Origin of the sequence: Halomonas sp., from assembly GCF_034520545.1 — a bacterium.
In the GTDB taxonomy this organism is placed as follows: Bacteria; Pseudomonadota; Gammaproteobacteria; order Pseudomonadales; family Halomonadaceae; genus Halomonas.
The window spans coordinates 425,521-450,937 of the sequence record NZ_JAXHNN010000010.1; the positions used below are offsets into that span (position 1 = coordinate 425,521).

Below are 25,417 nucleotides of genomic sequence, written 5' to 3' on the forward strand. Positions count from 1 at the left end.
AATGCAATCGATATACAGGAATCAACCAAGGAACAGGAACTTGCCGGCAAACAGCAGCGCCAGCACGATAACCGCGGGATTCAAGTCCTTGAAACGCCCGGAGAGCGCCTTGATTGCGGCGTAGCTGATGAAGCCCAGCGCGATACCTTCTGCAATCGAGAACGTCAGCGGCATGGCCAGGGCGGCAATCAGCACCGGGGCGGCGTCCGTGGGGTCATCCCAGTTGGCATGGGCCAGGCTGCCGGCCATCAATACCGCCACATAGAGCAGGGCCCCGGCGGTGGCATAGGCCGGAATGGAGCCCGCCAGCGGCGCGAAGAACAGGCTGACAAGGAAAAGCACCGCCACCACCACGGCGGTCAGACCAGTACGCCCACCGGAGGCAATGCCGGCGGTGGACTCGATGTAGCTGGTGGTGGTGGAAGTTCCCAATACCGCGCCGGCCATGGAGGCACTACTATCGGCCATCATCGCACGCCCGATGCGCGGCAGCTTGCCGTCCTCGTCCAGCAACTTGCCCTTTTGGGCCACGCCAACCAGCGTACCGGACGTATCGAAGAGATCGACGAACAGGAAGGCAAAGATCACGCTGATCATTGCCACGTCGAAGGCGCCGGCCAGGTCGAGGGCCATGAAGGTCGGCGCGATGGAGGGCGGCATGGACATGAAGCCACCGAACTCGTTGTGACCGAAGAGCATCGCCAGCACGGTGACCCCGAGGATACCGATCATCACCGCGCCGGTGACCTTCAGATAGGCAAGGGCCGTAATCACGAAAAAGCCCAGCAGCGCATAGAGCGCCGGCGGCTGGGACAGGTCGCCCAGGGCCACGAAGGTGGCGGGATTCGCCACCACGATACCGGCATTCTTCAGGGCGATCATCGCCAGGAAGAGCCCGATACCCGCGGCGATACCCAGCCGCAGGGAGAGCGGAATCGAGTTGATGATCCATTCCCGCACCTTGAAGATGCTGAGCAGGAAGAAGATGAAACCCGAGAAGAAGACCGCGCCCAGCGCCGCCTCCCAGGTATACCCCATGCCCAGCACCACGCCATAGGTGAAGAAGGCGTTAAGGCCCATGCCAGGTGCCTGGGCAATCGGATAGTTGGCCCACAGGCCCATGATCAAACAGCCCACCGCGGCGGCCAGACAGGTCGCGACGAACACCGCACCATAGTCCATGCCTGCCTCGGAGAGGATGCTCGGGTTGACGAAGATGATGTAGGCCATGGTCAGGAAGGTGGTGATCCCGGCGATGACCTCGGTCTTCACATCGGTGTTGTGCTCGACCAGCTTGAACTGGTTGTCGATCAGGCGTTTCAGCATGGTTATTGTTCCTGCGCGCATTGACGTCGTGGCGTCCGGGGTGCGAGAAAAGCCGCCTATGGTACCCAAAGCCCCAAGATGTTGCGAGGTGCCCAAGGGCTCATAGGCAGCACGACTGACCTAGTTAAGCAACTTGCGGGCCATACGCCACCCGGCCGACCAACGAAGACTTGACGGAACGGTCAAGTTTTCCGAGGTACATCAGGCGCCACGCGCTTGAAGCACTCGCTCCACGGTCTCGACGATGGCCTGAGTCTGGGGGTCGATCTCGATATTGACGGCGTCGCCCGGAACCCGGTCCACCAGGACGGTACGGGCCAATGTCTCGGGAATCAGGTCGACGCAGAAACGTGGCCCGTGGTTGCCGGTAGCCGGCTGCACCTGTCCGATGGTCAGGCTGATGCCGTCCACCCCGATATAGCCCTTGTCGAACAGGAAGCGGCCCAAGGTGTGAGGCACCTCGAACCAGAGCCGGCGATTGTTGGGGGCCTCGTCGAGTTCGACCAGTTCGGCCAGCGCCATCACATGGCCGGACATGGCATGGCCGCCGATTTCGTCCCCGAATCGCGCCGCGCGCTCGATATTGACGCGATCTCCCTCCTTGACTGCACCGAGATTGGTCACCCGCAGAGTCTCGCGCATCAAATCGAAGCTGACCCGCTCGCCGTGGATGGCGGTGACCGTAAGACAGACCCCGTTGTGGGCCACCGAGGCGCCCAGCGCCAACCCCTCGCGCAGCGCAGCCGGCAGTTCCAGCACATGGGTGCGAAAAGCCTCCGCCTCCTGGATGGCCACCACCTCGGCGGCGCCCTGTACGATGCCAGTGAACATGAATGCTCCTTGTGCTGACCGGCCGTGATGGGCCGCTTGAGAGGGGGCCAGTCTAGGAAACCCCGGGGACAACGTCCATGGCGGCAGGGGGCAAGAGGCAAGAGGCAAGAGGCAAGAGGCAAGAGGCAAGAGGCAAGAGGCAAGAGGCAAGACAAGGAGAAAGGAGCAAGATGCGAGGTGCAAGGAGCCAGCCTCCAACAACGGCCCTGCCACCACGAATATTTTCCAGCGCTAGGCTGCTGAGCAGGAAATCCTACCAGGTAAAAGCTTTCTTAACGGCATCATCTTCCATTAAAATTGACATACGTGCGTTCGAAACCTACTATAGCCGACCACATTTTGAAGGCGCCGATTTGACCCCGGATTGCGGGCGCCGACGACGTGGACTGCCTCGAAGGCACCCCACGACGTGAAGTGCAGCTAAAAGGGTGTGTCCAGCGTTGATGGCCACCCACAAGGGTGGCCTTTTTTGCGTGCCTACCCACTGCCCTGCCCGCCCGACTCTCGACCGGCGCCCTACCGGCGGCTGTAATGATTCGACTCCACGACGTTTCCAAGACCTACTACCCCAGGGGGCGGCACAGCGCCAGCTCGGCCGTGACGGCGCTCAAGCATGCCGACCTCCACGTGCCCCAGGGCCAGATCCACGGGGTGATCGGTCTCTCCGGTGCCGGCAAGTCCACCCTGATCCGCTGTGTCAATCTGCTCGAGCGCCCCACGACGGGCACCGTCACCGTGGACGGTCAGGAGCTTACCGCCCTCTCCGGATCGGCACTCAACCAAGCCCGCCATCGGATCGGCATGATCTTCCAGCACTTCAACCTGCTGACCTCGCGCACCGTCTTCGCCAACGTAGCCCTGCCGCTGGAGCTAATGGGCATGAAGCGCGGCGAAATCCGTGAACGGGTCACGCCGCTGCTGGAACTGGTGGGCCTGGCCGACAAGGCGCGCCAGTACCCGGCACAGCTCTCGGGCGGCCAGAAGCAGCGCGTAGCCATCGCCCGGGCACTGGCCAGCCGCCCCAAGGTGCTGCTCTGCGACGAGGCCACCTCGGCACTTGACCCCCATACCACCGGGGCGATCCTGGATCTGCTGCGCGACATCAACCACAAGCTCGGCCTGACCATCCTGCTGATTACCCACGAGATGGAGGTGGTCAAGTCGATCTGCCACCGGGTCAGCCTGATCTCCGATGGCGAACTGGTCGAGGAAGCCGATGTCGGCGACTTCTTCACAGCCCCGAGTACCCGCCTGGGGCGCGACTTCCTCAACGACTTCCTGGAACTCGACCCGCCCCGCGCCCTGATTGAGCGTCTCGAGGAGGCCCCCGGACCCAACAGCCACCCAGTGGTGCGCCTGGCCTTCTCGGGCGATGCCGTCTCGACGCCGCTTATCTCGAGGCTGGCCAGGGAATGCAGCGTGGACGTCAGCATCCTCCAGGCGAAGGTGGAGTCGATCCAGGAACGCACCCTGGGGCTGATGATCGCCGAACTGATGGGCCCGGCGGAAAAGACCCGCGAAGCCCTCGACTATCTCGAATCCCACGACCTGCAGGTGGAGGTGCTCGGCCATGTCCAGCGCGATGATTGAACTGATTCTCGAGGCCACCCTGGATACCCTCTATATGGTGGCCGTGTCGGGGGTGATCTCGGCCCTGGTGGGCATTCCGCTGGGCGTGTTGCTCTACGTCACCCGGCCACGACAGATCTTGGCCGAACCGACACTCAACCGGGTGCTGGGAGCGATCACCAATATCGGCCGTTCGATTCCTTTCATCATCCTGATGGTGGCGATCATCCCTTTCACGCGGATGTTGGTCGGCTCCTCGATCGGTACCAATGCGGCCGCAGTTCCCCTGACCATCGCCGCCATCCCCTTCGTGGCGCGCCTGGTGGAGGGCGCACTCAACGAGATCCCGCCGGGGCTGGTAGAAGCCGCGCAATCCATGGGCGCAACCCCCTGGCAGATCATCACCAAGGTGCTTGTTCCCGAGGCACGCGGCGGTATCTTCACGGCGCTGACCGTGACGGCGGTCACCCTGGTCAGCTACTCGGCCATGGCCGGTGCCGTGGGTGGCGGCGGTTTGGGTGATCTGGGCATCCGCTATGGCTACAACCGCTTCAATCCCACCATCATGCTGATCACCGTGGTGATTCTGGTGGTAATGGTCCAGGGCTTCCAGAGCCTGGGGGATTATCTGGTCCGTAAGAGCGACCACAAATGACGCGCTCTTTTGATAATCAAATTGCATTACAGATTTATTCTTTATGCGATTAATATCGTAACCGAATCTGCGACATCATCAACGAGGAGAACCACGATATGCGCAAGAGCCTGATCGGCACCCTGGCAGCCTCCGCCCTGACCCTCGGCGCCGGCAACGCCGTGGCCGACGAGGACTTCCTCAAGGTCGGCACCGTTGCCGGCCCCGAGACCGACGTCATGCAGGTGGCCGCCGAGATTGCCCAGCGCGAATACGGCCTCGAGGTAGAGATCATCGAGTTCACCGACTACGTGACGCCCAACGCCGCCCTGGCCGACGGCAGCCTCGATGCCAATGCCTACCAGCACGAGCCCTACATGCGCTCCATGGTCGAGGACAGGGGCTACGACTTCGCCATCGCCGGCTACACCTTTGTCTACCCGATCGGTGCCTACTCCGAGAAATACGACAGCATCGAGGATCTCCCGGACGGGGCCACCATCGCCCTGCCCAATGACCCTTCCAACGAGGGCCGGGCACTGATCCTCATGCACAACGAAGGGCTGATCGAGCTCAACGACCCGGAGTTCCTGGAAGCCACCCCGCTGGATATCGCCGAGAACCCGCACGACTTCGACTTTCGCGAGATCGAGGCCGCCCAGCTACCCCGCGTGCTGCCCGACGTGGACATGGCCTTCATCAACAACACCTTCGCCCAACCGGCCGGCCTGAGCCTGGATGACGCCCTAATCAAGGAGGGGCCGGAGTCTCCCTACGTCAACCTGATCGTGGTTCGCGGCGGTGACGAGGAGCGCCAGGCCATCCAGCAGCTGGTCGAGGCCTACCAGACCGAGGAGGTCGAGGCCAAGGCGGAGGAGCTGTTTGGGCCGCAGGCGGTGCCCGGCTGGAAGTGAATGCATTTCCCTCTTCAGCTATCTAGAAAATCATGAGTTCGGGAGCCGGCCGCTATGCCGGCCCCTTTCGTTAAAGGAACCGCCATGACACCTGACTACTCCCTGCTGGCCCGCCAACTCGAGGCCCTGCTCGATACCCGCGACTGGCTGACCAATAGCGCCCAGACCTGCGCCTTCCTGATGCAGGAACTTCCCGACCTCAACTGGGCCGGCTTCTATCTGCAACGTCAGCCAAAAATGCTCTCGCTGGGCCCCTTCCAGGGAAAACCGGCCTGCCATCCCATCCCCTTCACGAAGGGCGTCTGTGGCGCCGCCGCCCGCACATGCGAGACCCAGCGCGTGGCAGATGTGCATGCGGTGGCCGACCATATCGCCTGCGATGCGGACTCCCGAGCCGAACTGGTAGTGCCCATCGTGGCCAATGACCGATTGTGGGGGGTATTGGACCTGGACAGCCCAATAAAGGAGCGCTTCAGCGATGCCGACCAGGCCGGTATCGAGCAGCTGGTCGCGGTGTTCATCGCGCAGACCGACCTGCCATAAAAAAACGCCCCCGCAGCGGAAGGCTGAGGGGGCGTTTCGGGATCTGGTAGGACCAGGCGGATTTGAACCGCCGACCTCCACGATGTCAACGTGGCGCTCTAACCAACTGAGCTATGGTCCTGAAGCTGTCCTGAAACTACGGTTGCCGGGCGAAATCTGGTAGGACCAGGCGGATTTGAACCGCCGACCTCCACGATGTCAACGTGGCGCTCTAACCAACTGAGCTATGGTCCTGCTTCACCGCTGCGGCATGACTTCGCCGTGACAACGGAAGCGTATTCTACCCATCAGCCCCGGAAATGCAAGACAAGAAACGACTCCCAATTGGAATCCTGCAACGCCGAGGGATCAATGAGTTGGCGCAACCAACCGAGGCTCTGGGCCGCTGCACGACCCCGCCGTATCGACGGGGTCTCAAGTGTGCGATGAGCTGCTGTCCTACCAGTTCAGAGACTCGGAGTGCGCCGGATTGTCGGCCTCGGCTTCGGAACTGAGCTTCTCGGGGGTCCATTCCGGTGTTTCGGCGAAGTACTCGTCGAAGCGTTCCCTGGCCTGATCGCCGAAAAGGATCTCGCAGGCCTCCATGAGCCCCGGAGACTGACGGATCCTTTCATTGCTGACCACCAGGGAAATCTTCGAACGACGACGCAGGAAATCCTCGAGCCGGGTGATCATCTCGCGCCGCTGGGCCTGGCCGAGTTCGCAGCGCAGATACTCGGTCCCCTCGATCAGCAACTCGCCCTGCCGCGGGTCTTCGCGGATCTCCTCGAGCATGTCGAGGGCGTGAATGCCGTAGCGCCGCCACAGGCGGTCCGTCAGGGGCTCGGAGGCCTCCGACGAGGTCATGGCGTCGAGATCCATCAACTCGGCCTGATGGAGAAACTCCTTCCTGACCGATTCGGAGGGTTCGCCGTACCAACGATAGTCCGGATACGGCACCGAGACCCCGAGCCGCTTCACCTCGCCGACGATCTCTTCCCCGACGTTCAGGCAGTCGGTGAGCTTGCCGCCGAAGATGCTGATATGCGCTTCGGCATCGTCGGTATCGATGGCATGCTTGCGCGAGAGCTGCAGAAAGTCGCGACCTCCCCCCGCGCTGGCCTTGACCGCGAGAGGCCGGACTCCGCAGCGGGTAGCGATGATGTCTTCCCTGCCCAGCGGCTTGTCCAGTTCCAGGCGCTTGTTGATGTTGTCCAGCACGAACTGGGTATCCTCATCGGTGACATGCACCTCGGGGTTCTCCACCCGGGTATCGGTGGTACCGATGCAGGTGCGCTGACCCATGGGGATCACGAAGAAAAGCCGTCCGTCGTCGGCGAAGAACGCCAGCACGCGCTTGCTGTCGGTCAGGCGTGGCACGATCAGATGGATGCCCTTGGAATAGACGTGCTGGTGCCCGGGCTTCTGCCCGGTCGTTTCGTTGTGCTGGTCGACCCAGGGGCCCGCGGCATTGATCAGCACCCTTGAGCGTATCTCGAAGGTGTCGTCATTCATGACGTTGCGGGCACGCGTGACCCAGACACCGTTCTCCCGCCTAGCGCCCTGCGACTCGACATAGTTGGCCGCCATGGCCCCATAGTTCAGCGCGGTACGCACGAAATTGAAGACGAAGCGGGCGTCATTGTCGTGCAGATAGGCATCGGAATACTCGAAGCCGCCTATGGAGTCCCGGGTATCGATGATCGCCTCCCGCTCCTTGATGGCAGAGGGTTTCAGGAAGCGCGGAATCCGCGTGAAGGCATTGCCCATGAGCCAGTAAAGCCAGCTGCCGGCCCAGAGATAGCGCGGATGGTAGCGAAAGCCCCTGGCGATGGTGGTCAGGAACCGAATCTCCTGAACCGTGGAAGGAAAGCTCTTGATAAGGTGATTGCGGCTCTTGCAGAGCTTGCGCACCAGAGGAAAGTCGTAGCTCTCCATGTACTTGATGCCACCCCATACCAGATTGGAGGAGTGCATGCTGGTCTCGCCGGCGAAGTCGCCGCGATCGATCAAGCCCACCTTGACGCCTTGGCCGGACAGAGCGGCGGCGGCTGAGGCGCCGTTGATGCCGCCTCCGATGATCAGGACATCGAAGGTCTCGCGGGAAAGTTTCTCGATATTGCTGTCGCGCAATTGCATGAAGGGGTCCCTTCACAGATGGATAAGATCCTGCCCGGCAGACACCGACAGGCTTGTGGAGGGCGCCCCTCATACTCAATGGGGCGCTCCGGGAAAACACACGCTGACGAAAAGCATCACTCCTCGTCTTCCCGCTCCCAGTCCATGGTGCGGCGGACGGCCTTCTTCCATCCCTTGTAGGCGCGCTCGCGGCACTCGCTATCCATCTGCGGTTCGAAAGTGCGCTCCACGATGCCCTTGTTGACGACCTCGTCCTGCGTCCAAAGACCTACGGCGATACCCGCCAGATAGGCCGCCCCCAGGGCGGTGGTTTCGGTAATCTTGGGGCGATCCACGTTGACCCCCAGCATGTCTGCCTGAAACTGCATCATGACGTTGTTAGCCACGGCACCACCGTCCACGCGCAGGGACTTGAGTGTGATCCCGGAATCGGCCTGCATGGCATCGATGACATCCTTGGTCTGGTACGCCAGGGAATCCAGCGTGGCCCGGATGATGTGTTCCTTACGGGTTCCGCGTGTGATCCCGAAGATCGCACCGCGTGCATACATGTCCCAGTAGGGTGCTCCCAGCCCCGCGAAGGCTGGCACCACGTAGACCCCGCCGGAATCTGCCACCTTGCCGGCGTAGTATTCCGAATCCTCGGCCGAGTCGATGAGCTTGAATTCATCACGCAGCCACTGTATGGCCGCCCCGGCAATGAAGATGGAGCCCTCCAGGGCGTAGTAGACCTTGCCTCCCGCTCCCCAGGCGATGGTGGTCAGCAGGCCGGACTTGGAGGCCACGGGCGTTTCACCTGTGTTCATCAGCAGGAAACAGCCAGTGCCGTAGGTGTTCTTGACCATCCCCTTCTCGAAGCAGGCCTGCCCGAACAGCGCCGCCTGCTGATCGCCGGCAATGCCGGCGATGGGTACCCGGGCGCCCCCGAACATCTCGGCCCCGGTGGTTCCGTAGACATCGCTAGAGGGACGAACCTCGGGCAGCATGGCTTCGGGAATATCAAGTTCCTCGAGCATTCGCTTGTCCCACTCCAGGGTGCGGATGTTGTAGAGCATCGTCCGCGAAGCGTTGCTGTAGTCGGTCACATGACGCTCTCCGCGGGTCAGGTTCCAGACCAGCCAGGTATCCATGGTCCCGAACAGCAGCTCGCCGTTTTCCGCCCGCTCGCGAACACCCGGGACATTGTCTAGGATCCAGCGAATCTTGGTGCCCGAGAAGTAGGCATCCGCTACCAGACCGGTGGTCTCGCGAATGTAGTCCTCCAGACCGCGTGCCTTGAGCTCGTCACACAGGGCCGCGGTGCGGCGATCCTGCCAGACGATGGCCTGGTGAACGGGCTTTCCGGTGTGACGATCCCAGACCACGGTAGTCTCACGCTGGTTGGTGATGCCGATCGCCGCCACCTCGGAGGGCTTGATCCCCTGGGTCTCCAACACTTCGCGGGCCACCCCCATCTGGCTGCCCCAGATCTCCATGGCATCGTGTTCCACCCAGCCCGGAGTCGGGTAGTGCTGTTTGAACTCCTTCTGGGCGATACCCACGATCTGGGCGTCGCGGTTGAAAAGGATGGCGCGGCAACTGGTGGTGCCCTGATCGAACGACAGGATGTATTGTTTTTTCATGAGTTCTCTCCTCGGAATTGTCGGATCGGATAGTTATTTGGTTGTTGCTTTCTTGTTGTTTGCTGATGCCCCATCAATCCTTTCCTGAGGTATCAGAGGTACCGGGGGTACCGGGGGTACCGGTCCCGGAGACCCTGGGAGAAGAAGGATGCAGCCTTGCCCAGCGCTTCGCGAAGACGAACTCGATGGCCAGGCATGCCAGCACCACCACCAGGGCGATCGCCAGGGCCAGCGGGCTTCCCTCGACAAAGACATAGCGATAGAAGAGGCCGCCGGCAACGCCGCCGACCAAGGGTCCCACGATGGGCACCCAGGCATATTTCCAGTTCGAACCGCCCTTGCCGGCAACGGGCAGAAGATGATGCGCCAGGCGCGGCCCCAGATCGCGGGCCGGGTTGATGGCGTAGCCGGTCGTACCACCGAGAGAAAGGCCGATGGCAAGAATCAGCAACCCGATGACCAATGGATTGAGGCCCTGGGTGAACTCATTGGCTCCGATGGCCAGAACCCCCAGCACCAGCACGAAGGTGCCGATGACCTCGCTCATCAGGTTGGAGGGCGTGTGAAGGATGGCGGGATCAGTAGAGAACACGGCCAGCTTGGCGGCTTGGCTCTCGGTCTTTTCCCAATGAGGGTAGTAATGCAACCAGACGACCACCGCACCGATGAAGGCGCCGATTATCTGGGCCAGCACATAACCGGGCACCCTCGACCAGGGGAATTCACCGATAACGGCGAGACTGATGGTGACCGCGGGATTGATATGGGCACCGCTGAACTGACCGACGGCATAGATCGCCATGGCAACGCCCATGGCCCAGCCGAAGGTGATGACGATCCAGCCGCTCGCCTCGGCCTTTGAATGCTTGAGAACTACGCCAGCGACGACACCACCGCCAAATATGATGAGTATCATGGTGCCGAAGACTTCGCCCAGGAACGGGGTCATGGTGTTTCCTTCTTGCCTGCACGGGTTGATGGCTTACGAAACAGCAGTACCTGAGCAGCATCTGATGAAAACCGCATCCTGCCGAGGTTCTGTGTGCCGCAGGCCCCTACGACGTGAAAGCCAGGCGGTACAAGGTTCGTTTTCGAACAGTAGTGTTTATTTTCGAACACCACAAGAGAGCTATGCCAAAAACATCAAGCGTATATTTAATATATTGTTTTTTATCTATTTTATTAACATGATACTTTTGTCTACCCCGCCTGCTAGCGGGACGGATTTCATGATCTTGCCGCGCCAGATGACCAGAAATGATGCATATAGCGCATCATAATGTTCGTTATTGAATATCTCGACGGCAATTCAGTAACCGCCCCAACGAAAAGAGCGCCGACTGGCGGCGCTCTTGCTACAGCTGACCCTGAGAGGGTTAAAGGGTGATGCGTGTTCCCAGGACCTCGAGGAACTGCGCCAGCCAGGCCGGATGGGCCGGCCAGGCCGGTCCCGTAACGAGATTGCCATCGGTTTCGGCACCATCGATGGCAATGTCGGCGTAGGTACCGCCGGCTAGCCGTACTTCCGGTGCACAGGCGGGGTAAGCCGAAACTCGACGCCCCTCTATGACCTCTGCCCCAGCCAGCACCTGAGCCCCATGGCAGACCGCCGCCAAGGGCTTATTCTCCTCGGCGAAGTGGCGCACCATCGCGATCACTTCGGGGTCGAGTCGCAGGTACTCCGGGGCTCGCCCGCCGGCGATCACCAAGGCATCGTAGTCCGCCGCCTTGACGTCCTTGAAGGTGGCGTTGAGGGAGAAGTTGTGGCCCGGCTTCTCGGTATAGGTCTGGTCACCCTCGAAGTCATGGATGGCGGTCTTGATCTGCTCGCCCTTCTCCTTGCCGGGACAGACGGCGTCCACCTGGTGGCCCACCATCTGCAGTGCCTGAAAGGGAACCATCACCTCATAGTCTTCGGCGAAATCGCCGACCAGCAGCAGGATACGTTTCGCAGCCATGGAGCTATCTCCTCGTTAATCATTGTAGGATAGAGAACGCTCAAGATGATCGATATCGAACATTCTCACCCAGATCGTGGCGCTTATGTATCGTATTTGCAACTTTATCTTTCCATATTTTTTCGTATTCGAGCATTACCGCCTGAATAAACAGCCTCAAAGGACCGTAAAATCAAGGAGCCCTAATAAAGAGAGCAATCACACGGTCTCGGGTCAAGGTCTCGGGTGAAAGGGAAGGAAGCGCTGCTGCAGTTACCGACTTCGTACTTCCACGATCATCCCGCAAGCGACGAAAATGCAGTAGAATCATGCTTAACCAAGGAGATGCCATGAACCAGCAGCAACGCCAGGACGCCATCATCGAGTTGGTGCGCCGCCAGGGGTATGCCAGCATTGAGCAGCTCACCGAGCACTTTACGGTCACCCCCCAGACCATTCGTCGCGACCTCAACACTCTCTCCGCCGAAGGGCGCATTCGCCGGGTACACGGTGGCGCAGGCCTGGAGTCGAGCACCGTCAATACCGCCTACTCGACACGCAAGACCCTCAACCTCGAGGCCAAGCAGCGTATCGCCGAGCTACTCGCTCGGCACATTCCCGACCACTCATCGCTGTTCATCAACATCGGAACCAGCAACGAGGTCATCGCCGAGGCGCTGCTCGATCACCAAGGCCTGGAAGTGATCACCAACAATCTCAACGTGGCGGCGATCCTCCAGCATAAGGATGACTTCAATGTCATCATCGCCGGCGGCGAGGTGCGCTCACGGGATGGAGGCATCATCGGCGAGGCGACTATCGACTTCATCAATCAGTTCAAGGTCGACTACGGCATCATCGGCATCAGCGGTATCGACGAGGATGGCTCCCTGCTGGAGTTCGACTACCAGGAAGTGCGTGTCGCCCAGGCCATTATCCGCAATTCCCGCAAGATATTCCTGGCCACCGATCATTCCAAGTTCCAGCGCAACCCGGTGGTTCGCCAGGGCAACCTGGCACAGCTCGACGCCCTGTTCACCGACCGCGAGCCGCCCGAGGCTATCTTGCGCCTGCTGAAGCAGTACGATGTGACGCTATATATCGCCTGACGCCGCGCCCGGCAGCGCTACTATCCCCTGCCCTCCACTCTGGAAGCACACCTCTGGCAGCACACCAGATCACCATGACGCGCCTTGATCGAGGAAGAGATCGACTACCTTCTCTCGGTCGTCAACGCCCACTTCCGCACCCAACTCTCACGAGACGCCGTGATCCGCACCTTCTCTGCGCTGCATCCGCTGTGCGATGACGCCTCCCTGGGCGTTTACTGCCAGGGATAGTGCCACGCCGCGGCGTACCGCCTGATGTGACGCGTCACGAGCACGCAATCACAGGAGCGTGATGCTGGCCGGCGCAAGCGGCTCCCGCTCACGATGCCGGTTCAGCTCGCCGCCTTCCAGAGCGGTCAGCAGGATCTGCAACGGATCCCCGTGACTGACCAGCAAAATCGTTTCCCCTGCATGATGCTGCTCAAGCTCAACGATCAACCCCGTCATTCGCGCAGCCACTTCGGCGACGGCCTCGACGCCGGCATGGCGATGCGCCGGGTCACGGGCATCTCGCGCCCAGATTTCATGATAACGCTCATCTCCGTCTCCCTCGAATGCCCCGAAGTGGCGCTCCCTGAGTCGCGGTTCAGCTTCGAGCGAGAGACCGAAGTGCTGCGCGACACGTTCGGCCGTCTCGGTGGTGCGCCGAAAGTCCGAGTGCAGGATTCGGCTGGGCGTCGCCCAGCACCAGTCGGCCAGCAGCCCATCAATTTGTTCGCGACCAATGGCCGAGAGACCGAAGCCAGCCAGCCCGCGTTGCGGCGAACTGATGATCAACCCCTGCTGGTTGGCCTGGCTATGACCGTGGCGCATCAGCAGGTAACGGTTGCGCCGATGGCCTGACGCGGCCGGGAAAGTGTTTGACATGGTTTTGTCACAAACTCTAGATTAGAAGGAGCTATTCGGATTCGATCACCGACATGTCGAAAACCGAACGCACTCTACAACAATAACCTCAGGAGTCATGCCATGATCCATCATCCCATCCGATCTAAAAAGCCGTCGCTCGCCAAGCTGGCTCTCTCATCTTCTCTACTGCCCCTTGCCCTGTTGGCCGCCAACCAGGTCCAGGCTCAGGATGACTGTGAACGCGGCGCCCTGGCCGACATCTACTGTGACAGGAACGGCGACATGGTTGCCGACCTCCCGCAGGACGAATCGGAGTGGGCCAACCCCGATACCTTGATCTTTGCCTATACGCCGGTAGAGGATCCTGCCATCTACTCGGACATCTGGCAGCCCTTCATCGATCACCTGGAGGCAGTGACGGAACGTGACGTGCGTTTCTTCGCCGTGCAGTCCAACTCGGCCCAGGTCGAGGCCATGCGCAGCGGCCGCCTGCATATCGCCGGTTTCTCCACCGGTCCGACGCCCTTCGCCGTCAACCTGGCTGGCGCCGTGCCCTTCGCCCTGATGGGCTCGGATGACGGACGCTTCGGTTACACCCTGCAGCTCTATACCCACGTCGATTCCGGCATCGACGAAATAACGGACCTCAAGGGTAAGCGAGTCGCCCATACCTCGCCGACCTCCAACTCGGGCAACCAGGCGCCGCGCGCAATCTTCCCGGAGATGGGCATCGTACCCGGCGAGGACTACGAAGTGGTTTACTCCGGCAGCCATGACCAATCCATGCTCGGCGTGGTGGCCCAGGACTACGACGCCGCCCCGGTGGCCTCGGAGGTAGTGGAGCGCATGGCGGCGAGGGGGCTTTATGATGAGGAGGACGTCAAGATCATCTACGAGTCCGACCGCTTCCCGACGACATCCTACAACTACGCCCATAACCTGCATCCCGATCTGGTCGACAAGATCGAGGAGGCCTTCTTTAGTTTCGAGTTCGCCGGTACCGAACTCGGCGAGGAGTTCGAGGGAGTCGAGAAGTTCATCCCCATCAATTACCAGGAAGACTGGAAGGTCATTCGCACCATCCAGAATGCCAACGGGGTCGAATACACTCCCGACAATCTCCAGTAACGTTCACTGACGGCACGACGCCGGCCTTAACACTGAGGTCGGCGTCGCTGTCTAGTTGACCCTTTGCCTGCCCGGACCCGCCGATGTTAGAGATTTCCAACCTGATCAAGCGTTACGGCCGTGACGAGCCCGTCCTGCAGGGACTGGATCTGGCCGTGAAAGACAACAGCGTGGTGGCCATCGTCGGTGCCTCTGGCGCCGGCAAGAGCACCATGCTCCGTTGTATCAACCGCCTGGTGGAGCCGACCTCGGGCTCGATCCGGCTCAATGGCATGGAACTCGTCAACCTGCGCGGCGGTGCCCTGCGTAAGGCGCGCCGCAAGATCGGCATGGTCTTTCAGGGATTCAACCTGATCGACCGCTTGACGGTGATGGAGAATGTTCTGGCCGGCCGGCTCGGCTATGTCAGTCTCTTCCAGGCCGTCACACGGCGTTATCCCCCCGAGGATATCGAGCGTGCCTTCACCCTGATGGAACGGGTGGGGATCGCCCACTACGCCAACAAGCGGGCCGATGAACTCTCCGGCGGCGAACGCCAGAGGGTAGGCGTGGTGCGCGCCCTGATGCAGGAACCGGAGGTGCTGCTCGCCGACGAACCCACGGCCTCGCTGGACCCGCGGACGTCCGAGCAGATCATGATGCTGCTGCAGAGCCTGGCGAGCGAGCTGTCGTTGCCGGTGCTGATCAATATCCACAACGTGGCACAGGCCAAGACCTATACCGAGCGCATCGTCGGTCTGCGCCATGGCAAGATGATCTTCGACGGTGCCCCCGCCGACTTCAACAAGGAGGCACTGGATGCCATCTATGGCGGCATCGAGGCGCCTGACGATGAGATCACCGCCGAACCCGCCCAGGCCGCCAAGAAGAAAGAGGTGACCGATGACCCCCTCTGACGGCGCCGGTACGACCCCCAGAACCTGGCGCAAGCCGCCCTTCATCGCCAATCCTCTGCTGCGTTATGGCCTGCTGGCGGTGTTGATCGTCTATCTGGTCTGGGCCTTCGGCAGCCTGCCGTTCAACTGGGAGCGTATTAGCCAGGGCCTGCCGCGGGCGGCGCGCATCTTCGGCGGGGGCTTCCCGCCGAGCTTCGAGCGCTTCGATCTGTTGCTCACCGGCTTCAAGGAGAGCCTGCAGATCGCCGTGCTGGCCACCCTGCTGGGCGTGCTGTTATCGATTCCCTTTGCGGTGATGGCGGCACGCAACGTCGCGCCGCTGCCGGTCTATCTGCTGGGACGGGCGGTGATCATCATCTCGCGCAGCTTTCACCCGGTGATCGTCGCCATCCTCTTCGTCGCCGCGGTGGGTTTCGGTCCCCTGGCGGGCATCCTGACCCTGACCCTCTACTCCATCGGCTTCGTTGGCAAGTTGCTCGCCGAGGAGATCGAGGAGATAGACTGGGGCCAGGTGGAGGCGATGAAAGCCGCGGGCGCGGGCTATTTCGCCGTGCTCGTCTATGCGGTCTTCCCGCAGATCCTGCCGCGGCAGGTGGGGCTCTCGATGTACCAGCTCGACAGCAACCTGCGGGCCTCGGCGGTGGTGGGCATCGTCGGTGCCGGCGGCATCGGCGGCACCTTGATGAACGCCTTCGGGCGCTATGACTACGCCTTCGCTTTCGCCATTCTGCTGGTCATCATCGCGGTGATTCTGGTCAGCGAGGGCGTCAGTGGCTGGGTAAGGAAGAAGATATGGTAGAGGACGCTGACCTGCTCGCCGAGCGCATCTGGCGACGCCACAATCCCAAGGAACAGCTCATCCGCTACGGGGTGATATTGCTTACCCTGATGCTGGTGGTCTGGGCGGTGAGGGACATCGACATCTTCTGGCCTTGGGTATGGGACGCCCCCAATCAGATATCGTCGCTGGGGGCACGCATGTGGCCGCCGGACCCGAGCCGCCTGGGCGAGATCATCAATGCGATGATCGAGACGGTGCACATCGCGACCCTGTCGACGATGCTGACCATCTTCATTGCCCTGCCGGTCTCCTACATCGCCGCCCAGAACACCACGCCCAATCGTGTCTGCCTGTGGCTGGGCCGCTTCATTCTGGTCTCCAGCCGCTCGGTGAACACCATCATCTGGGCCCTGCTGTTCGTGGCGATTTTCGGCCCCGGTGTGCTGGCGGGGATACTGGCCATCATGTTCCGTTCGGTGGGCTTCATCGGCAAGCTGATGGGTGAGGCCATCGAGGAGATCGACCGTCGCCCGGTGGAGGCCATGGAGGCCACCGGGGCCTCAAAACTTAAGGTCATCGCCTATGCGGTGGTGCCCCAGGTGATGCCGGCCTTCTTCGCCATCGTGATCCTGCGCTGGGACATCAATATCCGCGAGTCGACAGTGCTGGGGCTTGTCGGTGCCGGCGGCATCGGCGTGATCCTGCAAGGCTCCATCGACACCTTCGCCTGGACCACAGTAGCCACCATCCTGATCGCCATCATCGCGCTGGTGCTGATCGGCGAGGCGATCACCTGGCTGTTGCGTCGCAAGGCGCTTTAAGAGGCATTCACGACCAGACATGTACGCCCGATGGCATCCGGCACCCGGCATGGGCCGGAACCGTGATGCCATCGAGTCCAGTGCTATTCGGGCATCCCGCCTCGCGTCAATGCGGCAGGATCGAGCAGCCGCTCGAGCTCCTGCCGCGACAAATCAGTCTGCTCCTCGGCCACTTCGATGATCGGGCGACCCGCCTGATAGGCCTGCTTGGCGATGGAAGCCGCAGCGTCATAGCCGATCACCGAGTTCAGCGCCGTGACCAGGATAGGGTTGCGCGCCAGCGGCTCCTGGAGGTTGTCATGACGCACCTTGAAGGTGGCGATGGCGCGGTCGGCCAGCAGCCGCGAGGTATTGGTCATCAAGGTGATCGAGGTCAGCAGGTTGTTGGCGATCAACGGCAGCATGACGTTGAGCTGGAAATTGCCGCTCTGCCCGGCCACCGTCACCGCCGTGTCGAGCCCGATCACCTGGGCGGCGGCCTGAGCGGCCGATTCGGGGATTACCGGGTTGACCTTGCCGGGCATGATCGAGCTGCCAGGCTGCAGGGCCTCCAACTCGATCTCACCCAGCCCTGCCAGAGGCCCGGAGTTCATCCAGCGCAGGTCGTTGGCGATCTTCATCACCACACAGGCCAGGCTCCTGAGCTGCCCGGAGAGCTCCACCGCGGCGTCCTGAGCGCCGAGGCTGGCGAAGAAACTGTCGTTGGGCGAGAACGATAGCCCCGTCTGCTCGCTAAGATCGCGCGCCATGCGTTCGGCGAACTCAGGATGGGCGTTGATGCCGGTGCCCACCGCCGTGCCGCCCTGGGCCAGGCGACACAGCCGCACCAGGGCGCTGTCCAAACGCTCGATGGCCTGCCCCACCTGGCTCGACCAGCCACCCAGTTCCTGGCTCATGCGCAGCGGCATGGCGTCCATCAGATGGGTGCGCCCGGTCTTGACCACGTCGTCGAGCTCCGCGGCCCGCGTGTCGAGAGTCTCGCGCAGATGCTCAAGCGCTGGCTGCAGCTGGCTGGTCACCGCCAGTGCAGCAGACACATGGATCGCCGAAGGAATCACATCATTGCTCGACTGCCCCATGTTGACGTGGTCGTTGGGTCCCACATCGAGACCATCGCGGCTGGCCAGATGGGCCAACACCTCGTTGACGTTCATGTTGCTGGAGGTTCCCGAACCTGTCTGGAAGACATCTACCGGGAACTGATCCTCGTGCTCGCCGCGGATGACCGACTCGGCAGCGGCAATGACCTCTCTGGATCGCGCATCGTCGAGAAGGCCCAGCTCGCGATTCACCCGGGCTGCTGCCAGCTTGATACGGGCGATGGCATGGATAAACGCCGGCGGCATCGGCTGGCCAGAGACCGGGAAGTTGTTCACGGCGCGCTGGGTCTGGGCACCGTAGAGCGCCTTTCTCGGCACTTCCAGTTCGCCCATGCTGTCGCGCTCTATGCGATGGTCGCTCATGTCCAGCTCCTCATATTCTGGGTGAATGACGCTCTTCTCAACATGGCGTCAGGCGGTCGACCTTGCAAGAGGCCTCCCGGCGCAAAAAAGAAAGAAAGAATGTTGCACTGCACCAATCGCTTTGCTATTGTGCGCTGCAACAGAGACGCAGAAGGCATCGGCAGACCGCCACGGCCTTCGAATTGATCCGAAATCCCTGGGAGGGACTCACGATGCAAAACTTCGACACCAAGCAGTTCACAGAGCAGTTCGAATCCATGTTCTTCGGCCCGGCCCGCGCCTATGCCGCACTGTCCGTGGATTACACCGAGAAGCTGGTCAACGCCCAGCTGGACGCCAGCAAAGCCTACACCGACACCGGTATGGCGCAGCTGCGCAGCCTGCTGAATGTCAAGGATGCCGAGGGCCTGCGCAACTACATGGAAGGCCAGCAGAAGGTTGCCAAGGACCTGACCGAGCGCCTTAAGGGCGACACCGAGAAGGTCGTTTCCCTGCAGCAGGACTTCGTGCAGCAGAGCCAGAAGCTCACCGAAGACAACGTCAAGCAGGCGACCGAGACTGCCACCAAGGCAGCCAAGTAAGCCTGAAGGCGCCGGCATTGCCGACGCCTGCTTGATCGCAAAAGGGCCGCCGATCGATGATCGGCGGCCCTTTTGCGTTATGCTCACCGGGCACGGGGCATCATCCACCCTCGGGGAGACTGAAGATGAAACCTTGGATTGTACCCGCCCTGCTGGGGCTCTCGCTGACCGGCTGCCAGATCATCGAACCGCGCTATCCCGCCGGTGAACGTGAGCGCGTCGAGGTAATCGAGCGCGGTACGGAGGTGCCACAGGAGGTACGCGAGACCGAGCCACCCGAGAGGGCCGAGCGCCCCTCCACCACCGGCCGGGTCTCCCGACAGGTAGGCTTCTCCGCCGAGGAGTATGCTGCCCTGGAGAAGAGCGGTAACGCCACGATCAGCGGGAAGCTGACGATCGGCGGTCGCCCCGTGTCCAACGCGGGCGTGTCGGTAGCGCCGGTCACCACCTACTCGGCGGAAGCCGCGTCACAGGCCCTGGCAGGTCGCGCCGTGGAACCCGCGGATCCCCGCGCTCGCGCGTACACCCACACCACCCGCACCGACGGCAATGGCAACTTCCGCCTCAGCGGACTGCCCGCCGGGGAATTCTATGTTTCGGGCAGCGGCCGGGATCCGTCCACTGGAGAGACCCGCGTGGTCATCCGCCAGATCAGCCTAAGCAATGGCCAGGCGCTCAGCATCGATCTCAGTCGCTAACGTTCTGGTACTAGCTCCCTGGTACTGGCAGCCCGAGACCTCCCCCGGCTTGTAAGATATCGCCGACAGTCGTTGTACGTTATTCACGACAGACACAGTTGCTCCTAACATCTTTTCAACGACACTTCTACGCTGAATGGACCACCACCGAGAGATGGCGGACAAGACGCCATGATGACTCCCATGCAATGACGCCATGGATCATGGCCCATCACACACTGTTCTGGCCCCAATCGGCACTACAACCAATAACCGGATGACCCGCCGAGACGCGAAAAGGGTCGGAACGACGCTATGCGGGGCAGACAACAATGACACCCAAGACACTTTCTATTGGCAGATCGTCCCTACTGGCCGGTGCTTTGACTACTCTGCTGGCCACCCCCGGCCTGCAGGCCGATACGCTCGAGGAAATCCAGGAACGCGGCATGATCCGTATCGCCGTTGCCAATGAGAAACCCTATGGCTACCTGAACGAGAAGGGTGAGGCACTCGGCGTCGGCCCTGAGGTCGCTCAGCGTATCCTCAAAGGGCTCGGCATCGAGGAAATCGAATGGATCGAAACAGAATTCAGTAACCTCATCCCGGGGCTGGAAGGCGACCGCTTCGACATGGCCGCAGCGGAAATGGCCATCATGCCGGAACGCTGTGCGCGCGTGCTCTTCTCGGATCCCAATACCTCCTATGGCGAAGGGCTATTGGTGTTGGCCTCCAACCCCAACGGCATTCGGGCCTACGAGGACTTCGTCGAACGCTCTGATACCATCCGCGTCGCCGTCCAGGAAGGCACGGTCACCCAGGACATGTTCACTGCCCTGGGCGTCGATCCGGACCGGATCGTCACCGTGGAGCGCCTTCCTGACGCTGTCGAGGCCATCGTCCGCGGTCGGGCCGATGCCTTTGCCGCTACCGGGATGACGGTAGCGGAGATGGAGCAGATGAGCCCAAGAGTGGAGGCGGAATTCAACTTTAAAGATCCGGTGATCAATGGTCGAGAAGTCCGCTACTTCGGAGGCTTTGCCTTCCCTCGGGATGCCGAGGACCTGCGTGACGCGGTGAACGAAGCCTTGGAGGAAGAGAAGCGTTACGGAGACTGGCAACAGACGCTGGCTCGCTACGGGTTCCTGACAAAGGACATCATCTACTCCTACCGCTTCAACGCCGAGCAGCTATGCAGCGGGGCTGGCTAGCGCCACATGCGCCACGCCCTCCTACCAGCCCAGCGCCTGCTTGATGAAGGGAATGGTCAACTTGCGCTGGGCCGAGAGCGAGGCCTGATCGAGGACCTCCAGGGTATCGAAGAGCGCATTCAGGCGTCTCGGCCCACGATGCAGGATGTAACGTGCCACTTCGTCGGGCAGTTGCATGCCACGCCCTCGTGCTCTCAGCTGAAGCGCTTTCAGGCGCCCAGTGTCATCGAGCCCCGCTAGATGGAAGGTCATTCCCCAGGTAAATCGCGAGGCCAGATCGGGCAGTTTCACTGGCAGTTGGCGCGGCGGCCCCTCGGCGGCGATCACCAGGCGCTTGCCGGCATCCCGCAGGCGATTGAAGGCGTGGAACAGCGCCTCTTCCCAGCGCTTACGCCCCACCACGCGGTCGAGGTCATCGATCGCCACCAGGTCGAGGCGTTCGATCTCCTCGAGCATCAGCGGCGGGAAGTGGCCGAGTTCCGCCAGTGGCAGGTAGAGCGACCGACAGTCGCGGTCCGAGGCCGCATGGCAGGCCGCCTGCAGCAAGTGGCTACGCCCGGTGCCGGAAGCGCCCCATAGATAGAGGAACGGTTCGCCGTCGGCGTCGAGCTGATGCATCAGTCGATCAACCAGGGTCGCATTGGGCCCGGGGTGGAAATTGGCGAAGGTGGCGTCGTCGCGTAACCCCACGCCCAGCGGCAATTGCGTGGGTGCTCGACTCATGGCGACTCCTCGTCGTGGCTACGTTGACGTCCGTCGTCATACAAGGTGCTGTTTTTATAGTGCTCGTGTAGATAACGCAACACCACCATCACCACGGCTGCCACGGGCAGTGCCAGCAACACGCCGGTGAATCCGAACAGCTGTCCCCCGGCCAGCACGGCGAAGATCACGGCCACCGGATGCAGGCCGATCTTGTTACCGAGCAGCTTGGGCTGCAGCACCACGCTTTCGACCAACTGACCAAGACCGAACACCCCCGCGACGCCAAGCAGGATCAGCCAATCGCCGAACTGGAAGAACGCCACCACGCCGGCCACCGAGATGCCCACGATCACCCCGAGGTAAGGCACGATGCTGGCCAGCCCCGCCAGCATGCCGATCAGCAGACCGAAGCGCACGCCTAGCAGGGTCAGTCCTACCGCATAGATCACCCCCAGGCAAAGCATGACGATCAGTTGGCCGCGCAGGAAAGCGGACAGCACCTCGTCGCACTCACCGGCGAGGCGCACCGTGGCAGGCTCCCAGCTGCGCGGCAGTGAGCCGCGTATCTTGGCAATCAGGATGTCCCAATCCAGCAAAAGGTAGAACGTGACCACGGGAATAAGCGCCAGATTGCCGATCCACGCCACGAGCGCCAGGCCGGACCGTGAAGCCTGCGCCAGCACAGTAGCGGCGAACGTCCCGGTCTCTTTCCAGTTATCGACGATTGCCCGACGCATCTGATCGATGTCGGTGGAGAGATCCATGCCGGTCAGTGACTGGATATGCGGCACCACCGTCTGCTGGACCCAATTGAGCACTGCCGGCAGCGATTCGATCAGCTGGCCAAGCTGTCGGCCCAGTATCGGCACCACGAGTAGCAGGGTGAGCACGATGACCAGCGTCAGCAGCAGGAAGACCAGCGACACCGCCAGGCGCCGCGAAAGGCCGCAAGCCTCGAGACGGTCGGCCAGGGGGTCACCCAGGTAGGCGAGGACCATGCTGACGAAGAAAGGCATCAGTACCGGCTCGATACTCACCACGAACCACAGCCCCAGCGCCGCTATCGCCGCCACCACCCACCACTGCCTGTGCATCGTCTCCTCCCTGTGTCGGCGCGGCCGGCGGGCTGCCAGCCGCACTCCGTGATGCTACAATTCTATCCTCTGGCGCGTCTTGCAACAGGCAACGCGACCGCCATTTTCATACAGGAAACGTCATGACCGATCCCACCAATCGCCCAAGCGGAGTATCGCTCAGTTACAAGGATGCCGGTGTCGACATCGATGCCGGCAATGCCCTGGTCGATCGCATCAAGGGCGTTGCCAAACGCACGACCCGTCCGGAGGTGATGGGCGGCCTGGGCGGTTTCGGCGCCCTTTGCGAACTGCCGACCGGCTACCGTGAGCCGGTGCTGGTGTCAGGCACCGATGGCGTCGGCACCAAGCTGCGCCTGGCCATGGAACTGGGCCGCCATGACACCATCGGCATCGACCTGGTGGCCATGTGTGTCAACGACCTGGTAGTGGCCGGGGCGGAACCGCTGTTCTTCCTCGACTACTATGCCACGGGCAAGCTGGACGTGGATATCGCCGCCGACGTAGTGACCGGTATCGGTGAAGGCTGCGAGCGGGCCGGATGTGCCCTGGTGGGCGGCGAGACCGCGGAGATGCCCGGCATGTACGAGGGCAACGACTATGACCTCGCCGGCTTCTGCGTGGGCGTGGTGGAAAAGTCCGAGATCCTCGATGGCAAGAAGGTCGGTGAGGGTGACGTACTGCTGGGTATGGCTTCCTCCGGCCCCCACTCCAACGGCTACTCGCTGATCCGTAAGATCCTCGAGGTCAACGATTCGGCGCTGGATACCGCCATCGACGGCCAGTCGCTGGGCGAGGCATTACTCGCTCCCACCCGCATCTACGTCAAGCCCCTGCTGTCCTTGATCAAGGAGACGGACATTCCGGTGCATGCCCTGTCGCACATCACCGGTGGCGGCCTGCTCGAAAACCTCCCCCGTGTACTGCCCGAGACCCTGGCGGCGCGCGTTGATGCGTCCAGCTGGACGCGTCCGGCTATCTTCGACTGGCTCAAGGCGCAGGGCAACGTCGCGGAAGAAGAGATGCACCGCGTGCTCAATTGCGGCATCGGCATGGTGATCGTTGTGCCGGCGGAAAAAGCCGATCAGGCCCGTGCCCATCTGCAGGCCCTGGGCGAGACGGTTCACCGCATCGGCGAGGTCACCGCGCGGGGCGATGCCGAAGAACAGGTCCAATTGGAGAATCTCAAGGCATGAGCGGCACCGGCTACCAGAGCGACACCCTGAACACCTTCACCCCCGAGCCCAGTGAGACCCGGCGGGTGGTGGTGCTGATCTCCGGCAGCGGTAGCAACCTCCAGGCACTGATCGACGCCCAGAGCCATGACACCCTGGGCGGCGAGATCGTCGCGGTGATCTCCAATCAGCCGAATGCCTACGGACTGAAGCGTGCCCGGGATGCCGGCATCGACGCCGTGGCCCTGCCTCATCGCGAGTACGATAGCCGCGATGCCTACGACGGCGCCCTGATCAAGGTCATCGAGCGCCATGAACCCGATCTGCTCGTGCTGGCCGGCTTCATGCGCATTCTCACACCGCGCTTCGTCAACCGCTTCCTAGGTCGGATGCTCAACATCCACCCCTCGCTGCTGCCTGACTACACCGGACTGCATACCCATGCGCGCGCCCTGGCCGATGGCGTGACCATGCACGGCTGCAGCGTGCACTTCGTCACCGAGGAGCTGGATGGCGGGCCGGTCGCTCTGCAGGCCGAGGTAGCCGTCGCCGAGAGTGACACGGAAGAAAGTCTCCAAGCCAGGGTCCAGGCCCGTGAACACCTGATCTACCCGATCGCCGTACGCTGGTTCCTAGAGGGCCGCCTGCAGCTCAAGGGCGACAGTGCCACTATGGACGGTGTTGCCCTGCCACCCACCGGCATGCGGCTCTCCCATGCCGATGCCGCCGAGGAGTTGGACGAGGACTGACACAAGCCAAGCAGCCAAGCAGAGTCTGATGATCTCGTGCAAAAGCAAGCCCCGAAGGTCTCGGCCTTCGGGGCTTGCTTGTAGCTCGGCGCTTGTAGCTCGGCGCTATCAGGTCCTCGGCAGGGTCACGCCGCGCTGCCCCATGTACTTCCCGCCGCGGTCCTTGTAAGAAGTCTCGCAGACCTCATCGGATTCCAGGAAGAGCATCTGCGCCACCCCCTCGTTGGCATAGATGCGTGCCGGGAGGTTGGTGGTGTTGGAGAACTCCAGGGTCACATGCCCTTCCCACTCGGGTTCCAGCGGAGTGACGTTGACGATGATGCCGCAACGCGCATAAGTGGACTTGCCCAGGCAGATGGTCAGCACGCTGCGCGGGATGCGAAAGTATTCCACAGTGCGCGCCAGAGCAAAGGAGTTCGGCGGTATGACGCACATGTCACCCTTGATGTCGACGAAACTCTTGTCGTCGAACTTCTTGGGGTCCACCACTGCAGAATGAATATTGGTGAAGACCTTGAACTCGTCGGAGCAGCGAACATCGTAGCCGTAACTTGACGTCCCGTAGGAGATCACCCGCCGCTGGGCGTCGTCGTAGCGCACCTGACCCGGCTCGAAGGGTTCGATCATGCCCTCCCGCTCGGCCATGCGGCGGATCCATTTGTCGGATTTGATGCTCATCGAAGC

26 protein-coding genes and 2 tRNA genes are annotated in these 25,417 nt (G+C 61.8%); 15 read left to right on the forward strand and 13 right to left on the reverse strand.

Going from position 1 to position 25,417, the window contains the following annotated elements:
* Positions 1-21 precede the first annotated feature (21 nt).
* On the reverse strand, positions 22-1,326 hold the full coding sequence (locus U5L98_RS10575; RefSeq protein ID WP_322558271.1) for an NCS2 family permease: 1,305 nt from the start codon (positions 1,324-1,326) through the stop codon (positions 22-24).
* 201 nt (positions 1,327-1,527) lie between these two features.
* Positions 1,528-2,157: a riboflavin synthase subunit alpha gene (locus tag U5L98_RS10580; RefSeq protein WP_322558272.1), complete on the reverse strand. Its 630-nt coding sequence runs from the start codon at positions 2,155-2,157 to the stop codon at positions 1,528-1,530.
* 531 nt (positions 2,158-2,688) lie between these two features.
* Between U5L98_RS10580 and U5L98_RS10585 the strand changes: the two genes are divergently transcribed.
* From U5L98_RS10585 to U5L98_RS10600, 4 genes are all read left to right on the forward strand, one after another.
* Complete coding sequence (locus U5L98_RS10585; protein ID WP_322558273.1) at positions 2,689-3,747, forward strand: methionine ABC transporter ATP-binding protein; 1,059 nt, start codon at positions 2,689-2,691, stop codon at positions 3,745-3,747.
* The gene (locus U5L98_RS10590; RefSeq protein ID WP_322558274.1) at positions 3,728-4,381 is read left to right on the forward strand and encodes a methionine ABC transporter permease; all 654 of its coding nucleotides are present in this window, start codon (positions 3,728-3,730) and stop codon (positions 4,379-4,381) included. The genes U5L98_RS10585 and U5L98_RS10590 overlap by 20 nt, the downstream gene beginning before the upstream one ends.
* 98 nt (positions 4,382-4,479) lie before the next feature.
* Entirely contained in the window at positions 4,480-5,274 is a 795-nt protein-coding gene (locus U5L98_RS10595) for a MetQ/NlpA family ABC transporter substrate-binding protein (protein ID WP_322558275.1), read from the forward strand.
* 84 nt (positions 5,275-5,358) lie between these two features.
* Positions 5,359-5,817: a GAF domain-containing protein gene (locus tag U5L98_RS10600; RefSeq protein ID WP_322558276.1), complete on the forward strand. Its 459-nt coding sequence runs from the start codon at positions 5,359-5,361 to the stop codon at positions 5,815-5,817.
* A 44-nt stretch (positions 5,818-5,861) separates the two neighbouring features.
* On the opposite strand, the gene U5L98_RS10605 is transcribed toward U5L98_RS10600, so the two are convergent.
* From U5L98_RS10605 to U5L98_RS10630, 6 genes are all read right to left on the reverse strand, one after another.
* Positions 5,862-5,938, reverse strand: a tRNA-Val gene (locus tag U5L98_RS10605).
* 36 nt (positions 5,939-5,974) lie between these two features.
* Positions 5,975-6,051: transfer RNA gene (locus tag U5L98_RS10610), tRNA-Val, on the reverse strand.
* A 204-nt stretch (positions 6,052-6,255) separates the two neighbouring features.
* On the reverse strand, positions 6,256-7,935 hold the full coding sequence (locus tag U5L98_RS10615) for a glycerol-3-phosphate dehydrogenase/oxidase (protein ID WP_322558277.1): 1,680 nt from the start codon (positions 7,933-7,935) through the stop codon (positions 6,256-6,258).
* A gap of 116 nt (positions 7,936-8,051) precedes the next feature.
* Positions 8,052-9,557, reverse strand: coding sequence for a glycerol kinase GlpK (gene glpK / locus U5L98_RS10620; RefSeq protein WP_322558278.1), 1,506 nt, complete (start codon positions 9,555-9,557; stop codon positions 8,052-8,054).
* Positions 9,558-9,630: 73 nt separating this feature from the next.
* Entirely contained in the window at positions 9,631-10,506 is an 876-nt protein-coding gene (locus U5L98_RS10625; protein ID WP_322558279.1) for an MIP/aquaporin family protein, read from the reverse strand.
* Positions 10,507-10,933: 427 nt separating this feature from the next.
* The gene (locus U5L98_RS10630) at positions 10,934-11,515 is read right to left on the reverse strand and encodes a DJ-1/PfpI family protein (RefSeq protein WP_322558280.1); all 582 of its coding nucleotides are present in this window, start codon (positions 11,513-11,515) and stop codon (positions 10,934-10,936) included.
* Between the two features lie 329 nt (positions 11,516-11,844).
* Here U5L98_RS10630 and U5L98_RS10635 point away from each other — a divergent pair, with 329 nt between their 5' ends.
* Together U5L98_RS10635 and U5L98_RS10640 are read left to right on the forward strand one after the other, a co-directional pair.
* A complete protein-coding gene (locus U5L98_RS10635; RefSeq protein WP_322558281.1) occupies positions 11,845-12,603 on the forward strand; it encodes a DeoR/GlpR family transcriptional regulator in 759 nt (252 codons plus the stop codon).
* Between the two features lie 84 nt (positions 12,604-12,687).
* Entirely contained in the window at positions 12,688-12,834 is a 147-nt protein-coding gene (locus U5L98_RS10640; protein ID WP_322558282.1) for a hypothetical protein, read from the forward strand.
* Positions 12,835-12,882: 48 nt separating this feature from the next.
* On the opposite strand, the gene U5L98_RS10645 is transcribed toward U5L98_RS10640, so the two are convergent.
* Entirely contained in the window at positions 12,883-13,470 is a 588-nt protein-coding gene (locus U5L98_RS10645) for a histidine phosphatase family protein (protein WP_322558283.1), read from the reverse strand.
* A gap of 102 nt (positions 13,471-13,572) precedes the next feature.
* Here U5L98_RS10645 and phnD point away from each other — a divergent pair, with 102 nt between their 5' ends.
* From phnD to phnE (U5L98_RS10665), 4 genes are all read left to right on the forward strand, one after another.
* Positions 13,573-14,580 carry a phosphate/phosphite/phosphonate ABC transporter substrate-binding protein gene (gene phnD / locus U5L98_RS10650; RefSeq protein ID WP_322558284.1) on the forward strand — a complete coding sequence of 336 codons (1,008 nt, stop codon included), beginning with the start codon at positions 13,573-13,575 and terminating at the stop codon, positions 14,578-14,580.
* Positions 14,581-14,663: 83 nt separating this feature from the next.
* Positions 14,664-15,476 carry a phosphonate ABC transporter ATP-binding protein gene (phnC, locus tag U5L98_RS10655; protein ID WP_322558285.1) on the forward strand — a complete coding sequence of 271 codons (813 nt, stop codon included), beginning with the start codon at positions 14,664-14,666 and terminating at the stop codon, positions 15,474-15,476.
* Positions 15,463-16,275 carry a phosphonate ABC transporter, permease protein PhnE gene (gene phnE / locus U5L98_RS10660; RefSeq protein WP_322558286.1) on the forward strand — a complete coding sequence of 271 codons (813 nt, stop codon included), beginning with the start codon at positions 15,463-15,465 and terminating at the stop codon, positions 16,273-16,275. The genes phnC and phnE (U5L98_RS10660) overlap by 14 nt, the downstream gene beginning before the upstream one ends.
* Positions 16,269-17,078 carry a phosphonate ABC transporter, permease protein PhnE gene (phnE, locus tag U5L98_RS10665; RefSeq protein WP_322558287.1) on the forward strand — a complete coding sequence of 270 codons (810 nt, stop codon included), beginning with the start codon at positions 16,269-16,271 and terminating at the stop codon, positions 17,076-17,078. Before phnE (U5L98_RS10660) ends, phnE (U5L98_RS10665) begins: the two co-directional genes overlap by 7 nt.
* Positions 17,079-17,161: 83 nt before the next feature.
* Here phnE (U5L98_RS10665) and U5L98_RS10670 read toward each other — a convergent pair whose 3' ends face one another.
* A complete protein-coding gene (locus U5L98_RS10670; RefSeq protein ID WP_322558288.1) occupies positions 17,162-18,541 on the reverse strand; it encodes a class II fumarate hydratase in 1,380 nt (459 codons plus the stop codon).
* A 212-nt stretch (positions 18,542-18,753) separates the two neighbouring features.
* On the opposite strand from U5L98_RS10670, the gene U5L98_RS10675 reads away from it, so the two are divergent.
* The 3 genes from U5L98_RS10675 to ehuB all read left to right on the forward strand — a co-directional run bounded on the left by U5L98_RS10675 (position 18,754) and on the right by ehuB (position 21,010).
* Positions 18,754-19,122: a phasin family protein gene (locus U5L98_RS10675; protein ID WP_322558289.1), complete on the forward strand. Its 369-nt coding sequence runs from the start codon at positions 18,754-18,756 to the stop codon at positions 19,120-19,122.
* A 125-nt stretch (positions 19,123-19,247) separates the two neighbouring features.
* A complete protein-coding gene (locus tag U5L98_RS10680) occupies positions 19,248-19,820 on the forward strand; it encodes a carboxypeptidase-like regulatory domain-containing protein (protein WP_322558290.1) in 573 nt (190 codons plus the stop codon).
* Positions 19,821-20,131: 311 nt separating this feature from the next.
* On the forward strand, positions 20,132-21,010 hold the full coding sequence (gene ehuB / locus U5L98_RS10685) for an ectoine/hydroxyectoine ABC transporter substrate-binding protein EhuB (protein WP_322558291.1): 879 nt from the start codon (positions 20,132-20,134) through the stop codon (positions 21,008-21,010).
* 21 nt (positions 21,011-21,031) lie between these two features.
* Here the strand turns inward: ehuB and hda are convergent, their stop codons facing one another.
* Complete coding sequence (gene hda, locus U5L98_RS10690; protein ID WP_322558292.1) at positions 21,032-21,733, reverse strand: DnaA regulatory inactivator Hda; 702 nt, start codon at positions 21,731-21,733, stop codon at positions 21,032-21,034.
* Positions 21,730-22,809 (reverse strand): AI-2E family transporter, encoded by a 1,080-nt coding sequence (locus tag U5L98_RS10695; RefSeq protein ID WP_322558293.1) that lies wholly within the window; start codon positions 22,807-22,809, stop codon positions 21,730-21,732. The genes hda and U5L98_RS10695 overlap by 4 nt, the downstream gene beginning before the upstream one ends.
* Positions 22,810-22,931: 122 nt before the next feature.
* Between U5L98_RS10695 and purM the strand changes: the two genes are divergently transcribed.
* Both purM and purN read left to right on the forward strand, forming a co-directional pair.
* On the forward strand, positions 22,932-24,005 hold the full coding sequence (gene purM, locus U5L98_RS10700; protein ID WP_322558294.1) for a phosphoribosylformylglycinamidine cyclo-ligase: 1,074 nt from the start codon (positions 22,932-22,934) through the stop codon (positions 24,003-24,005).
* Positions 24,002-24,733 (forward strand): phosphoribosylglycinamide formyltransferase, encoded by a 732-nt coding sequence (purN, locus tag U5L98_RS10705; protein ID WP_322558295.1) that lies wholly within the window; start codon positions 24,002-24,004, stop codon positions 24,731-24,733. The genes purM and purN overlap by 4 nt, the downstream gene beginning before the upstream one ends.
* Before the next feature lie 108 nt (positions 24,734-24,841).
* On the opposite strand, the gene dcd is transcribed toward purN, so the two are convergent.
* Positions 24,842-25,411 (reverse strand): dCTP deaminase, encoded by a 570-nt coding sequence (gene dcd, locus U5L98_RS10710; protein WP_322558296.1) that lies wholly within the window; start codon positions 25,409-25,411, stop codon positions 24,842-24,844.
* Positions 25,412-25,417 lie beyond the last annotated feature (6 nt).

Excerpts from the sequence above, each read along its gene's own strand:
- dcd (WP_322558296.1), bottom strand. The coding sequence starts at position 25,411 with ATGAGCATCAAATCCGACAAATGGATCCGCCGCATGGCCGAGCGGGAG.
- phnC (WP_322558285.1), top strand. The coding sequence starts at position 14,664 with ATGTTAGAGATTTCCAACCTGATCAAGCGTTACGGCCGTGACGAGCCC.
- glpK (WP_322558278.1), bottom strand. The coding sequence starts at position 9,557 with ATGAAAAAACAATACATCCTGTCGTTCGATCAGGGCACCACCAGTTGC.
- U5L98_RS10630 (WP_322558280.1), bottom strand. The coding sequence starts at position 11,515 with ATGGCTGCGAAACGTATCCTGCTGCTGGTCGGCGATTTCGCCGAAGAC.
- U5L98_RS10695 (WP_322558293.1), bottom strand. The coding sequence starts at position 22,809 with ATGCACAGGCAGTGGTGGGTGGTGGCGGCGATAGCGGCGCTGGGGCTG.
- U5L98_RS10580 (WP_322558272.1), bottom strand. The coding sequence starts at position 2,157 with ATGTTCACTGGCATCGTACAGGGCGCCGCCGAGGTGGTGGCCATCCAG.
- U5L98_RS10625 (WP_322558279.1), bottom strand. The coding sequence starts at position 10,506 with ATGACCCCGTTCCTGGGCGAAGTCTTCGGCACCATGATACTCATCATA.
- phnD (WP_322558284.1), top strand. The coding sequence starts at position 13,573 with ATGATCCATCATCCCATCCGATCTAAAAAGCCGTCGCTCGCCAAGCTG.
- U5L98_RS10595 (WP_322558275.1), top strand. The coding sequence starts at position 4,480 with ATGCGCAAGAGCCTGATCGGCACCCTGGCAGCCTCCGCCCTGACCCTC.
- U5L98_RS10670 (WP_322558288.1), bottom strand. The coding sequence starts at position 18,541 with ATGAGCGACCATCGCATAGAGCGCGACAGCATGGGCGAACTGGAAGTG.
- U5L98_RS10680 (WP_322558290.1), top strand. The coding sequence starts at position 19,248 with ATGAAACCTTGGATTGTACCCGCCCTGCTGGGGCTCTCGCTGACCGGC.
- U5L98_RS10590 (WP_322558274.1), top strand. The coding sequence starts at position 3,728 with ATGTCCAGCGCGATGATTGAACTGATTCTCGAGGCCACCCTGGATACC.
- U5L98_RS10585 (WP_322558273.1), top strand. The coding sequence starts at position 2,689 with ATGATTCGACTCCACGACGTTTCCAAGACCTACTACCCCAGGGGGCGG.
- purM (WP_322558294.1), top strand. The coding sequence starts at position 22,932 with ATGACCGATCCCACCAATCGCCCAAGCGGAGTATCGCTCAGTTACAAG.
- phnE (WP_322558286.1), top strand. The coding sequence starts at position 15,463 with ATGACCCCCTCTGACGGCGCCGGTACGACCCCCAGAACCTGGCGCAAG.
- U5L98_RS10600 (WP_322558276.1), top strand. The coding sequence starts at position 5,359 with ATGACACCTGACTACTCCCTGCTGGCCCGCCAACTCGAGGCCCTGCTC.
- U5L98_RS10675 (WP_322558289.1), top strand. The coding sequence starts at position 18,754 with ATGCAAAACTTCGACACCAAGCAGTTCACAGAGCAGTTCGAATCCATG.
- purN (WP_322558295.1), top strand. The coding sequence starts at position 24,002 with ATGAGCGGCACCGGCTACCAGAGCGACACCCTGAACACCTTCACCCCC.
- U5L98_RS10635 (WP_322558281.1), top strand. The coding sequence starts at position 11,845 with ATGAACCAGCAGCAACGCCAGGACGCCATCATCGAGTTGGTGCGCCGC.
- U5L98_RS10645 (WP_322558283.1), bottom strand. The coding sequence starts at position 13,470 with ATGTCAAACACTTTCCCGGCCGCGTCAGGCCATCGGCGCAACCGTTAC.
- phnE (WP_322558287.1), top strand. The coding sequence starts at position 16,269 with ATGGTAGAGGACGCTGACCTGCTCGCCGAGCGCATCTGGCGACGCCAC.
- ehuB (WP_322558291.1), top strand. The coding sequence starts at position 20,132 with ATGACACCCAAGACACTTTCTATTGGCAGATCGTCCCTACTGGCCGGT.
- hda (WP_322558292.1), bottom strand. The coding sequence starts at position 21,733 with ATGAGTCGAGCACCCACGCAATTGCCGCTGGGCGTGGGGTTACGCGAC.
- U5L98_RS10575 (WP_322558271.1), bottom strand. The coding sequence starts at position 1,326 with ATGCTGAAACGCCTGATCGACAACCAGTTCAAGCTGGTCGAGCACAAC.
- U5L98_RS10615 (WP_322558277.1), bottom strand. The coding sequence starts at position 7,935 with ATGCAATTGCGCGACAGCAATATCGAGAAACTTTCCCGCGAGACCTTC.